This window comes from Streptomyces sp. NPDC059909 (assembly GCF_042730885.1).
Classification (GTDB): domain Bacteria; phylum Actinomycetota; class Actinomycetes; order Streptomycetales; family Streptomycetaceae; genus Streptomyces.
Genome location: NZ_JBHWKX010000072.1, coordinates 20,896 through 32,543 on the forward strand (window position 1 = coordinate 20,896; position 11,648 = coordinate 32,543).

At 71.7% G+C, this 11,648-nt stretch carries 10 protein-coding genes and 2 pseudogenes; 4 read left to right on the top strand and 8 right to left on the bottom strand.

Annotated features, from left to right (window positions below; genetic code table 11):
* The first annotated feature begins 282 nt into the window (after window positions 1–282).
* Both ACFV9O_RS32730 and ACFV9O_RS32735 read left to right on the top strand, forming a co-directional pair.
* Window positions 283–1,584 (top strand): PucR family transcriptional regulator, encoded by a 1,302-nt coding sequence (locus tag ACFV9O_RS32730; RefSeq protein WP_385424345.1) that lies wholly within the window; start codon window positions 283–285, stop codon window positions 1,582–1,584.
* 154 nt (window positions 1,585–1,738) lie between these two features.
* On the top strand, window positions 1,739–3,154 hold the full coding sequence (locus ACFV9O_RS32735) for a cation acetate symporter (protein ID WP_385424348.1): 1,416 nt from the start codon (window positions 1,739–1,741) through the stop codon (window positions 3,152–3,154).
* Between the two features lie 110 nt (window positions 3,155–3,264).
* Here the strand turns inward: ACFV9O_RS32735 and ACFV9O_RS32740 are convergent, their stop codons facing one another.
* From ACFV9O_RS32740 to ACFV9O_RS32750, 3 genes are all read right to left on the bottom strand, one after another.
* Window positions 3,265–4,086 (bottom strand): SDR family oxidoreductase, encoded by an 822-nt coding sequence (locus ACFV9O_RS32740; protein WP_385424351.1) that lies wholly within the window; start codon window positions 4,084–4,086, stop codon window positions 3,265–3,267.
* The gene (locus tag ACFV9O_RS32745; protein WP_385424353.1) at window positions 4,083–5,090 is read right to left on the bottom strand and encodes an NADP-dependent oxidoreductase; all 1,008 of its coding nucleotides are present in this window, start codon (window positions 5,088–5,090) and stop codon (window positions 4,083–4,085) included. Before ACFV9O_RS32745 ends, ACFV9O_RS32740 begins: the two co-directional genes overlap by 4 nt.
* Window positions 5,091–5,819: 729 nt before the next feature.
* On the bottom strand, window positions 5,820–6,197 hold the full coding sequence (locus ACFV9O_RS32750) for an HGxxPAAW family protein (protein ID WP_385424355.1): 378 nt from the start codon (window positions 6,195–6,197) through the stop codon (window positions 5,820–5,822).
* Window positions 6,198–6,301: 104 nt separating this feature from the next.
* Here ACFV9O_RS32750 and ACFV9O_RS32755 point away from each other — a divergent pair, with 104 nt between their 5' ends.
* Window positions 6,302–6,796, top strand: a complete 495-nt coding sequence (locus ACFV9O_RS32755) for a MarR family transcriptional regulator (RefSeq protein ID WP_385424358.1) — start codon at window positions 6,302–6,304, stop codon at window positions 6,794–6,796.
* Window positions 6,797–7,060: 264 nt separating this feature from the next.
* On the opposite strand, the gene ACFV9O_RS32760 is transcribed toward ACFV9O_RS32755, so the two are convergent.
* From ACFV9O_RS32760 to ACFV9O_RS32780, 5 genes and pseudogenes are all read right to left on the bottom strand, one after another.
* Complete coding sequence (locus ACFV9O_RS32760) at window positions 7,061–7,825, bottom strand: SDR family NAD(P)-dependent oxidoreductase (protein ID WP_385424361.1); 765 nt, start codon at window positions 7,823–7,825, stop codon at window positions 7,061–7,063.
* Window positions 7,826–7,927: 102 nt separating this feature from the next.
* A pseudogene (locus tag ACFV9O_RS32765) lies at window positions 7,928–8,844 on the bottom strand (MFS transporter); the annotation flags it as partial.
* A 174-nt stretch (window positions 8,845–9,018) separates the two neighbouring features.
* On the bottom strand, window positions 9,019–10,077 hold the full coding sequence (locus tag ACFV9O_RS32770) for a TIGR03617 family F420-dependent LLM class oxidoreductase (RefSeq protein ID WP_385424363.1): 1,059 nt from the start codon (window positions 10,075–10,077) through the stop codon (window positions 9,019–9,021).
* Window positions 10,078–10,155: 78 nt separating this feature from the next.
* On the bottom strand, window positions 10,156–10,539 hold the full coding sequence (locus tag ACFV9O_RS32775) for a Zn-ribbon domain-containing OB-fold protein (protein ID WP_385424366.1): 384 nt from the start codon (window positions 10,537–10,539) through the stop codon (window positions 10,156–10,158).
* Between the two features lie 110 nt (window positions 10,540–10,649).
* On the bottom strand, window positions 10,650–11,369 hold the full coding sequence (locus ACFV9O_RS32780; protein ID WP_385424374.1) for a TetR family transcriptional regulator: 720 nt from the start codon (window positions 11,367–11,369) through the stop codon (window positions 10,650–10,652).
* A 198-nt stretch (window positions 11,370–11,567) separates the two neighbouring features.
* On the opposite strand from ACFV9O_RS32780, the pseudogene ACFV9O_RS32785 reads away from it, so the two are divergent.
* A pseudogene (locus ACFV9O_RS32785) lies at window positions 11,568–11,648 on the top strand (electron transfer flavoprotein subunit beta); the annotation flags it as partial.

The window sequence follows — 11,648 nt, forward strand, 5'->3', positions numbered from 1 at the left end:
GAGTGGCAGTCGCCGGTGGCGCGCGGCACGGCGTGATCGTGTGAGGACGCCGAGGAGGATGCGCATACCCGAGCCCCCATACCTACTGACCGGAAACATCACTGTTCGGCCAAGACCCCACCCCTGCATAAGCAACTGCTTAGCATGGTGGTCCCCGGGAGGATGCCAACGATTTCCCTGGCCGGCGACCGACCCGGTGGAGGTTCCTCACTGTGCTCCGCACAGCTCACGACATGGCGACTCGCATGGTGTGCCCCAACGCACCGTCCACCTGGAGGGTCCATGCACAACACTTCCGTCCCCAGCGGCCTTCGCCCTGTCGGCCATGACGTAGCCATCAGCACTGCGCTGCCCGACGGCGCCGCGGATCCCTCCCCTCTCCAGCTCTTCGACCGCGCATGCCGGCGCCTCCTCGGGTACGGCACGGAATTCACGGACACCGTCGTGGAGAAGATCCGCGCCGAAGTGCCCTACTACGCCGACCCGTTGCTCGCGCCGCGCGACGTACGGAAGACCGTGGGATCCGGCATCCGCCACGCGCTGGAAGCCGGTGTCGATCCGAGCAGAATCGTGGACGTCGAGCGGTACACGAGAGAGCTGGGCATGCGGCGCGCGGAACAGGGCCGCCCCCTCGACGAAGTGCTGCACGCCTTCCGTGTCGCAGGCTCCGAGGTCTGGAGCGGGATCATCAACGTGGTGGAGCGGGACGGACTGGGCGATTCGCGCCGACTGGTACACGTCGCCGAACTGGTGTGGAAGAGCAACGACCGCGACGCCTTCCTGGTCGCCGACGCCTACCGGCAGGCCGCCCAAGGCGTGGCCAGCCGGAACGCCGAACGTGTCCGTCTGATCCTCGCCGCCCTGCTGGAGACCCACGGCGAACCCGAGTTCATCCGGAACGCGGCGGCAATCCTCGACCTGCCGCTCGACGGACGTTTCGCGGTGGCGGTGGTGGGGCCGACACCGCCGTACGGCCGCGCGCCTCGGACCGCTCCGGAGATTCGCGGCATCCGGATCCTGCGGCATGAGTGTGGTCACCGCGATGTCCTCGTGGCCCACTTGGGTGACCGCCCACTGGACGCGCTCGCCTCCGGCCTGGAGGCCGGTCCCGGGCTCCGTATCGGGATCAGCCCGGTCGTCCAGGGTCTGGCGAGCCTGGCCAGGGCCCGCGACATGGCCGGACTCGCCCTTCGCACCTGCCGGTCCGACGGTGAGGTCGCCCGGCTCGACTCCCGTCTGCCGGACGGGCTCCTGATCTCGCGGCCCGACCTGTCCGCCGAACTGGCCCACGGAGTACTCCGGCCCATGTACGACCTGGAACCCGCCGACCGGAACACACTGTTCGAGACCATCGGCGTGTGGATCGAGAACGGTGGCTCCGCTGCCCTGGCAGCCCGGCACATGCTCTGCCATCGCAACACCGTGCTCAATCGTCTGCGCCGCTTCGAGCAGATCACCGGCCTCGAGCTGACCCGTCCCCGCGATCTGGTGCAACTCACCCTTGCGCTCGACGCCCACCGCCTGTTCGGACCGGCCGCCGCGCTCGGCACCGCCGACGACCACCCTCACCTGCCGAATGCTTGACCCATGCACATGACCACTGGCTGACGACTGCCTGGGGACCGTCCGACCACGCGGGGGCTCCACCGCGGCCGAGGGCTGCGGGCGGGCGGGCGGCCGAATGGGCATCAGCACACTCACCCATGCCAGGTGTTGGGAGCCTCTGCGGGGGGCTCTCGTGCTCTCCGGCGTCTACCTGTCGGCGGCCACGGTGCTCGGCACCACGGGAAGTGTCGCGGTTTTCGGTTACGACGCCTTGTTCATCGCCCTGTGCACCCTGCTCTCGCTCGGCGTGCTCCTCCTGCTTGCCCTCCCCCTGCGCGAGCGCGCCGGCTACACCCTGGGCGACACATTCGCCCTGCGGTCCCCGGGGCCGGGGGCGAGGATCGCGACCGCCGTCGTCACCTTGAGCGCGTGCGTCCCCTATCTGGTCGTGCAGCTCTCCGGTGCGGGAGTGACCACCGCGGCACTACTGGGCCTGTCCGGTCCGGGCGTCGAACAGACGGCCATCATCATGATCGGCGCACTGGTCGTCTGCGCCACGGTGTTCGGCGGCATGCGCGGCACGATCGTCATTCAGGTGATCAAAACGGTGGTGCTGCTCGGTGCGGCCCTGGCTGTAACAGCCGTGCTGCTGCATCGTTTTCAGTGGAGCACCGACTCGCTGATCGACGCCGCCGGACAGGGCAGTGGCCGTCCCGCCGAGTACATGCGTCCCGGCCTCCGGTTCGCCGGCAGCACCAAGCCCGAGGGCACGCTCGACTTCGTCGGGCTGATGATCACCATCGTGCTGGGAGTGGCGTGCCTGCCACACGTGGCCATGCAACTCGGCACAGCTCCCGACGCCGCAACCGCGCGCCGCACGGTGCGCCACACCATCACCATCGTCGGCGCCTTCTGCCTCACCACTGCCCTCATGGGCTTCGCGGCCGCAGCGTTGATCGGCGCACCGGCCATCATGGCCGCGGATCCGGGAGGCAACAGCGGCCTGCTGATGCTCACGGGCGAGCTGGCGGGTGGTTCGTCCACCCACACGAACGGGGCGCTGCTCGTCGTCCTGGTTGCCTCCGCGGTGTTCCTCACCACGCTGGCCGTCGTAGGGAGCATCACCCTGGCGGCCGCGGGGGCGATCGCCCACGACCTGTACACGCATGTACTGCGCCGCGGGCGCACGACCGAGGGCCGGGAAGTGGCCGCCGCACGCTTGGCATCCGCCGGAGTCGGAGTACTGAGCATCGCACTGGCGGTCTGGGTCCAGGGCTGGAACGTCCTGTTCCTGACGGCTCTCTCCCTGGCGGTTGCGGCCTCGTGCCTGCTTCCGGCACTGGTGTACTCACTCTTCTGGAGCGGCTACACCCGAACCGGGCTGCTCTGGACGTTATACGGAGGCCTGGGCTGCGCCGTCGGACTGCAGATGTCCGGCCCCGTCTTCTCGGGCAACCCCCTGGCGCTCTTCCCGGACTGGCACCTCGATTGGTTCCCGCTCCAGACGGTCGTCCTCGTGTCGATGCCCGCCGCCTTCCTGCTCGGCTGGCTGGGCAGCATCGCGGGAAGGCGGCGGGCGCAGGAGGTCTCTGAGCACAGCCGGGCGTGAACGCCGGAGGTGGTGGGCAGCGCAGTCACGACGGACGCGCGCGGACACGGGCTTCCAGCGGCGGAGGGCCGGTACGGCAGCAAGTTGCGACGGCCGGTCCTCCGCCTCGCTCAGGCGTGCTCGAGGTGTCGGGGCGCCGGGACGTTGCGGAAGCGGAACGGCTCCGGCTCACGGCCGGCCTGGATGAACCAGCACTCGCCGGTGCCGTCGCCGGTGACGATCCGCACCACCGTGTCGGCCACCACCTCCGCCGGAATGACCGGCACGCCCTGTTCGGAGAGCATGCCGCGCAGCGGGTCGATGATCCGCGACTCGGCGAACCCCGGGCAGAGCGCGTTGAAGCGGACGCGCTCGGGCGCGAGAGCCGGGCCCAGTGAGCGGGCCAGGCCCACCACGGCGTGCTTGTTGGCCGAATAGAGGGGGTCGAGCGGCACCGCCGCCAGGCCCGCCAGGGATGCGGTCGCCACGATCGACCCGCCGCCGCGGGCCCGTAGTGCCGGCAGCACGGCGTGGGTGCCGAAGACGACCCCGTCGAGGTTGGCGCCCATCGCCCGACGGTATCGCGCCAGGTCGAAGTCGTCGCCGACGCCGCACCCCGTCGCCACACCCGCGTTGAGGAACGCGATGTCGACCCCGCCGCAGCGCTCCACGGTGAACTCCACGAGCGCGCGATTGGCCTCGAGATCGGACACGTCGCAGGCCCGGAAGTGGCCGCCGACGAGATCCGCGACCTCCCTGCCGCCCTGCACGTCGAGGTCGGAGACGACCACCTCGGCCCCCGCCTCGGCCAGTGCCAGCACCGTGCTGCGGCCCAGCCCACTGGCGCCGCCCGTGACGATCGCGACCTTGCCGCACAGCGGGGCACTTTCGCCGGCTTCCGCGGCTGCCTGCTCTGCGTGATGGGCGGCCGCGCTGTGCGCAGCGGCGGTCATGCCAGCTCCAGGACGAGCTTGCCCACGTTGTCGCCGCGGAACAGCATCTGCAAAGTCTCGGGGAAGTCGTCCACCGTGCCCTTCACCACGTGTTCCTTGACCTTGATGTGGCCGGCCCCGATCCAGCCGGCGATCTCCTGCGCGGCCTCTGCGTAGCGCTTGGCGTAGTCGAAGACCACGAAGCCCTCCATCCGCGCGCGCCGTACGAGCAGGGACAGGTAGTTCGACGGGCCGTTGACCGGGGTCGCGTTGTTGTACTGGCTGATCGCACCGCAGATCACCACGCGTGCATGCATGGCCAGCCGGGTGAGCGCCGCGTCCAGGATGTCCCCTCCGACGTTGTCGAAGTAGACGTCGATGCCGTCCGGGGTCAGCTTGCGCAATGCGTGCTTGACGTCGTCGGCGCGGTAGTCGATCGCCGCGTCGAACCCGAGTTCGTCGGTGAGCAGCGTGCACTTCTCCGGCCCGCCGGCGATGCCCACGACGCGACAGCCCTTCACCTTGGCGATCTGGCCGACCATGGTGCCCACCGCGCCGGCCGCCCCGGAGACCACGACGGTCTCGCCCTCCTTCAGCGCGCCGACGTCCAGGAGACCGAAGTACGCCGTCATGCCCGGCATGCCCAGGGCGCCGAGATACGTCGACGGCGGAGCGAGCGAAGTGTCGATCTTCAGGGCACCCTTGCCGTCGGAGACCACATGCTCCTGGACGCCGAAGGTGCCGACGACGTGGTCGCCGGGCTGGAAGCCGGGGTGGTTGGAGGCGGTGACCTCGACGACCGATCCCGCGCGCATCACCTCGCCGATCCCCACGGGCGGCAGATAGGAGGGACGGTCGTCGAGCCAACCTCGCATGGCCGGGTCCAGCGATATGACGCGGGTCCGGCCGGCGAACCGGCCCGGACCGGGCTCCTCGACGGGTGCGGTGTGATGCTCCCAGTCCTCGGGCCGCACCACGCCCGAAGGGCGGGCTGCGAGACGGATCTGGCGGTTGGTCGCAGACATGAAGCCTCCTGTGGGTCACTGGCCACAGCGACCATACCGACCAGTAGGTACGTCCGTGACTGTGAGATGCGCCACGCCCCCTTCGCGCCCGTCCCGGGCCGCTGACGCACCGGGCCGACCGTCCGGCGCCAGTCGCGCGTCCGGCCGTGCACCCGGGTACGGGTCGGCCGGGGACCGGACCGCCCCGCGGTCGGCCGAGGCCGTCAGTGCTGCGCGAACGATTCGTGCTCGTCCCGCATCTGTCGGAACGTCGCACCTTCGTGATCTCCTACGGCTGCCGGCATCGCCCTCCGATCCCTGCTCGTGGGGGAACCCATGTCCAACGGCCCGTCCTCCGCCGCGCCACCCGACGGCCCCGGCGGCATGGCGGCCCGCCGCAGCGCCGCCCCGCCCCTGCCGCGCTCCGTGCGGATCGGATACGGGCTGGGGTCGCTGGGCGCCGCACGTTCGGTACCGAGGCCGTCCTGGCCTGCGCCGGGCTCACCGGCGCGGACGGCGAGGCCGGCGGTGCCGGCGAGGGCAGCGGGGGCGGGGGCTTGCCGCGCCGGATGGCGCCGGTCCTGGTGCTGTTGGACGCCCTGCCCGGGCGGCTGAAGGAGCGGCTGCTGACGGAGTTCGTCGGGTCGGTCTTCCGGGTCTGACCCCGGTCGTCCGGGTCCGGTACCCGCACCAGGCCCTTGCCCCGCGTCGTACGGACGCTCCTGGGACGGCTGCCCGAGACGGTATCCGTCAGGACGTCAGGCCGGCCGGGGAACTCGTACCGGACGTGGCGAGGGCGGGCTCGGGCGCGGCGCCCGTACGTACCGGAACACGGCGCCGCCCGGCCAGCCGGCACCCGAGGCAACCCGCGTGCCCCTCCCTCGCGGCGCGGTCCCGGACCCGGAGGCCCCACTGGCCGGCGGGCCGCAGGCCGGGCGGCTTGCCCCAGCCGGCGAGGTGGAGGCCCCACGTGACCAGCACCGCCACCGCCATGACGCCGAGCCCCCACCAGATCCCCGGGCTCCAGCCGCAGATGCCCACGCCGGCGATCGCGGCCCCGGCCGTGGCGACGGCGCACCCGGTCCATCCGGCGATGGTGTGGCCCTCGTCGTGCTGATGTCCGCTCACGTGCCTGCCTCCTCGCCCGCCGGTGGCGTGGGCCACGGCACCGGCGCCGGACCTACGATGTCTTAGCAAGTGAGGAATTTATCTTACGCACTAAGGGAATTTCAATGGAGGGCAAGCCCCGCCCCGCCGCCTCCGCCTCGGACGCGATCAGCGCGATGGACGACCTCATCGCGACGAGCATCGTCGGCCAGCAGGAGTTCGCCCGGAACCTGGGTCTGAGCGTCACGGACCTCATCTGCTTCGCGTACGTCCTGGAGGCCGGGGACTCCCTGCTGACCGCCGGCGACCTGGCCGGGCGCGCGCACGTCACGACGGGGGCGGTGACCGGCATCCTCAACCGCCTGGAGCGCGGCGGGTTCGTGACCCGGCGGCCGGACCCCGCCGACCGGCGCCGCGTGCGCGTCGCCGCCGTCCCGGCCGCCGCCGAGCGGGTGCGGGCCGTCTACGAGCCGTACTACGCACACCTCGCGCAGCTCTTCGCGGACTACACGCCGGACGAGGTCGCCGTACTCGCCGACTGGTTCACGCGCGCCGGCGCGCTGGCGCGCGCCTACCTGGAGGCGTCGTGCGAGGGCGGATCTTCCGCCGGCCGAGGTTGAGGGACGCCGGCTTCCGGGCCGGGGCCGGGCGGAGCGTGCCACTGGCCGCACTCCAAGAGGTGGACGAGGACGGGGCGGGCCGCGGAAGCTCTGTGCTCGGGCCCGGGTGGACCCTCCCAGGGCGCGCGAAGACCCCGGCGGCCTGTCCCCTTCCCGCCGGGGTCCTGCGGTGCCGCCCGGCTCGCGCGAGGCGCCGCCGGACGGGGTCGACGCCCCCACGGCCGTCCCCACGTGCCGGTCGAGGGGCGCCGGCCTGACCGTGGGTCAGACCGCGGACCAGCCGTTGTCCACGGGCAGGATGACGCCGTTGATGTTGCCCGCCGCCTCGGAGGCCAGGAAGACGATCGCGGCGGCCTGCGTCTCGGGCGCGGCAGGCCGGCCGACGTTGCCCATGTACGGGCGGAGCGCCTGCGGGCCGACGGCGGCCGGGTCGGCGGTGACCTGGATGTTGGTGACGGTGCCGCCGGGGGCGATCGCGTTGGTGCGGATGCCGTGGTTGCGGTAGGTCACCGCGGGCGACTTGGTCAGGCCCGCGATGCCGTGCTTGGCGGCGGTGTACGCGGCTCCGGCGGCGGAGCCGCGCAGCGACGCCTCGGAGGCGGTGAACACGATGGAGCCCTTGCCCGCGTCGAGCATGTGCGGCAGGACGGCGCGGGTCAGCAGGAACGGGGCGGTCAGGTTGATACGGATCAGCCGCTCCCATTCGGCGTCCGTCACATCGGCCACGGCCGACATGCTGTCCATGATCCCGGCGTTGTTGACCAGGACGTCCATGCCGTCGAACGACTTCAGCGCGGTGGCGACGAGCTCGTCGGCCACGGCCGGCTCACCGAGGTCGCCGACGACCGCGACGGCCGTGCCGCCGGCCGCCTCGATGTCGGCGGTGACCCGGGTGGCGCCGTCGGCGTTCAGATCGGCGACGACCACCTTGGCTCCCCGCGCTGCGAAGGCGAGGGCCGTGGCCCGGCCGATCCCGGATCCGGCCCCGGTGACGATGACGCTGCGGTCGGCGAAGTCGCGGGTGCTCATGGCGAGTTCTCTCTTCTCTGGTGGAGGGGGCGGCCGGGTGTCCCCCGGCCGCCGTGAGGACAGCGGCCGGCGTGGCCGAAGCCTCGTGACCGGGGCGTCAGGTCACGCCTTGGCCTCGGACGCCGGGAGCGGCTCGGCGATGTCCCCGGTCCGCGTGTCGGAATCGGCGCCGGGCTCGGACTCGGACTCCGGCAGAACGGCCGCCGCCCGTACGGGAATCAGGAACGCGACGGCCGCGGCCGCGAGACCGACTCCGCAGCCGATCAGCATGGCGACGCGGAAGCCGTCCTCGGACGGCAGGAGGTGTCCGCCGAAGTCGGTCGTCAACTGGGCGAGGACCACACCGATCACGGCCGCCGACACGGAGCTGCCGATCGAACGCATCAGTGTGTTGAAGCTGTTGGCGGAGGCGGTCTCCTCCCGCGGTACGGCCCCCATGATCAGGGCCGGCATCGCCCCGTAGGCCAGGCCGACGCCCGTGTTGCAGATGAGGGTGACGACCAGCAGGCCCCAGGTCGAGCCGAGGAGCGGCAGCGAGGAGGCGTAACCGGCGGCGATGACCAGGCTCCCGACGGCCAGGGTGACCTTGGGGCCGCGGGCGGCCGAGAGCTTGGCGCCGAGGGGCGCCAGCGCCATCATCATCAGTCCCGCCGGGGCCATCCACAGGCCCATCGCCATCATCGACTGTCCGAGGCCGTAGCCCGTGGCCTCGGGCAGCTGCAGCAGCTGGGGCACGACGAGCGACTGGGCGTACATCGCGAAACCGACCAGGACCGAGGCCGCGTTGGTCGTCAGCACCTGCGGGCGTGCGGTCACGCGCAGGTCGACCAGGGGCTCACGCGTACGCAGCTCCCACCACCCCCAGGCCAGGAGCACGACGACCGCGGCGACGAACAGGCCGATGGTGGTGCCGCTCCCCCAGCCCCAGCCGGAGCCTTGGACACGGCGAGCAGCAGGGCGACCAGTCCGGCGCCCAGGCCGAGCGCTCCCGGCACGTCGAAGCGGCCCGCGGTCGCCGCGCCGAGAACGTCCGTGGCCTGGAGACGGTGCTGGCCAACTGGTCACCCGAGGACGTGGCAGACTTCGCCGCCCTCCTCGAACGCTTCAACAAGGACATCGAACGCCTCGAGGGACGCCCCTGGCCCCGCCCGTGAGGGCAGGCGGCCGGTGACGCCCGCAGGCGGTCCCCGCCGTCACCCCGCGTCGCGGACGGCGGTCAGAACGTCCGCCATCAGCATGGGGTCGGCTTCGGTCGGTCCGCTGACGGAGAGACGGTCCACCACGCCGTCGTAGCGGCGGCGGATCTCCCGGGCGACCTCCTCCGGTTCACCGACGACCGCGAACGTGCGGTACACGTCGTCGTCGATCAGCTCGCCCATCTCCTTCCACCGTCCCCGCACGGACAGCCGGTGCAGCTCCTCGTGGAGTTCGCCCAAGCCGTGGGTGTCCATGACCGCCCGGTAGGCGGGGGTGGACGCGTAGAAGGCGACACGCTCGCGCACGTCGACGAAGTTCGCCTGCAGCTCTTCCTCGGTGCGGCCGGTCGCGGTGAGCACCGAGCCCACGATCTCGAACGGGCGCGCGGTCCACTCCGCGGCGTCGGCCTCGGCCCTGGCGCGGGCCTCCCGCACGCCGGGGAGCACCTTCTTGGTCAGGTACTCGACCGAGGTGAAGGGATGGCTGATGAATCCGTCGGCGACCGCGCCCGCCGTCGCGGTCATCAGCGGGCCGACTCCGGCCACCAGGATGCGCGGGACACCGCCGGCCACCGGGTCGGGCGAGAAGGCCGGGGTCATCAGCGTGTGGGTGTAGAAGTCGCCGCGGAAGGCGAGGCGTTCCCCGGTCTGCCAGCTGTGCCAGATCGCGCGGACCGCCTGGACGTACTCCCTCATACGGGCGGCCGGCCGGTCCCACGGCATACCGAAACGGCGCACGATGTGCGGCTTGACCTGCGAGCCGAGACCGATGACCGCACGGCCGCCGGACGCCTCGTGGAGCCCCCACGCCTCGTAGGCGAGGGTCATCGGGGTGCGGGCGAAGGCGATCGCCACGCCTGTGGCCAGCTCGATCGAGGTGGTGTGCTCGGCGGCCCGGGCCAGCTGGACGAAAGGGTTGTGGGAGGTCTCGGCGACCACCAGGCGGTCCATGCCGCGGCGTTCGGCCTCGCGCGCGGCGGTGAGGATGCCGTCGGGACGACCGGATGCGTTGACGTCGAGGCGGAGGTGGGCGGGCGGAGCGGTGGGTGCGGTCACGGGGTCATTGTGCTGGGCGGAAAGCGCTCCGTCAGCGAGGGCGACCCGGGCGGGACGGGTCCGCGGGGCGGGGGCGGCTCAGCGCCACCGATCACGCTCGTCGGCTTCGCACACCTCGAAGACGGCCTCGCCCGTGTTCGGGTCGGTGCCCGCCGCCGGACGCACGCGGGCCCCCGGCCAGACCAGATGCGGTGCGGTGCCGATCACACGGCAGCGGAACATGAAGCCCTCGGGGAACCGGACGAGCGATTCGTTGCGCGCCAGACTGGTGCGGCGATGCACCACCGCCGTGCGGACGACCACGCCGTAACCGTCACTGCGTTCGGGGTCCAGGTCGCTCGACGCGCACACCGGGCACAGCAGCCGCCGGAAGGAGGCCGTACCGCACCAACGGCACCGCTGAAAGACGAGACCGGTTTCCTCCTGCACCGCCACTGCGGTGCCGCTTCCTGGCTGGGACACGCCTCGACCCCCTGCACTCGGCTGGTGAACGTCACGCTGTCGCGTCGACGCCCCGCACGCTATGGCACTGAGTGCCACCACGTAAAGGTACCGAGTATCACTTCCTTGTGTCAGTCCGCTCCCAGCGCGGCTTCGACCTGCTGCACCACGCGCCACAGCGGTGCGCCCTTGCGCGCCACCATGACGATCACCTCACCCTCGGCGGGGCCGTCCTCGTGGGCCCGGGACGCCGCCAACTCCGCGCCGGTCACGGGCTCCGCGGCCACCGACGGAGTCCCTCCCGCCCACGCCTCGCGCACCGTCCCGAGCGCATGCTCGACGGCCGCGTCGGCGTCCCCGTCCCCGCCCGAACGCAGCCAGGAGCGCAGCGCGTTGTTGTGGGCGGCGACCACCGCGGCGGCGACCACTTCGGCCCGCAGCGCACCGTCGGGGGCCCCGGCCCACCGGCCGCGCAGATAGCCGGCCAGCGTCCGCTCGTACCGCCGCACGACGGAGAGTTCGTAGGTGCGCAGCCCCGGCACCTCCCGCGTCAGGCGGTAGCGCTGCACGGAGAACTCGGGCTTCGCCGCGTACATGCGCATCACGAGCCGGGCCGCGTCGCACACCGTGCCGACCGGGTCCGGATCCCCCGCACCCGCCTCCAGAAAGGCGGTCATGTCGGCCAGACAGCGCTCGTGGTCGGGGAAGACCGCGTCCTCCTTCGACGGGAAGTACCGGAAGAAGGAGCGCCGGCCGACGCCCGCTCGCGCCACGATGTCGTCCACCGTCGTCTGCTCGAAGCCCCGCTCCAGGAACAGCTGGAACGCCGCCCCGGCCAGGACCTCCCGCATGGGCGCCTTGGGGGAGTCGTCGGACGCCGGACCTGCTGCCGCCCTGCGCCGTTTGCGCACCTCAGTCATGCGGGGAACGTAGCATCGGACCAGAGATTTGGCACTTAGTACCTTTACAGAGGGTACTGAGTGTCATAGGTTCACTGATAACCAACCACGCGTGTCATGCGACCGTCCCGTACCTGTAGGAGAGCCGGCGTGAGCTTGAGGATCGTTGTCTGTGTGAAGTACGTGCCCGACGCCACCGGCGACCGGCACTTCGCCGATGACCTGACCGTC